The organism is Rhizobium ecuadorense, assembly GCF_001187535.1.
In the GTDB taxonomy this organism is placed as follows: domain Bacteria; phylum Pseudomonadota; class Alphaproteobacteria; order Rhizobiales; family Rhizobiaceae; genus Rhizobium; species Rhizobium ecuadorense.
Window position 1 is genome coordinate 1 of record NZ_LFIO01001111.1, and the last position, 284, is coordinate 284.

Here is a 284-nt window from a genome sequence, read left to right on the forward strand (position 1 = left end):
CAGCCGGCGCTGTCCCGCCTTGAGCAGGACGGCGGCCTGGCGGATGTCGGCGACCGTCGTGCCCCAGGCGCCTGCCGCCAGAAGTGCCTCCGACAGCGCCGTCGACATTGGTGTCTTGGCGTGCGGCGCGATTTCGGCGCCCATGCTCTTCACATAGGCCATCATCAGTTCGACATTGCCGGAGAAGGCCTGCCGGTCGAGCGAGATCAGCGGCAGGGCCATCCTACCGTCATAGGGCTTCCATCCCTGCTTGCCGATTGTATCCAGCGGGAGCGGCGGATTGC

1 pseudogene is annotated in these 284 nt (G+C 66.5%); it reads right to left on the reverse strand.

What is annotated here, in order from left to right:
* A pseudogene (locus AF337_RS24220) lies at nucleotides 1–284 on the reverse strand (amino acid deaminase); the annotation flags it as partial.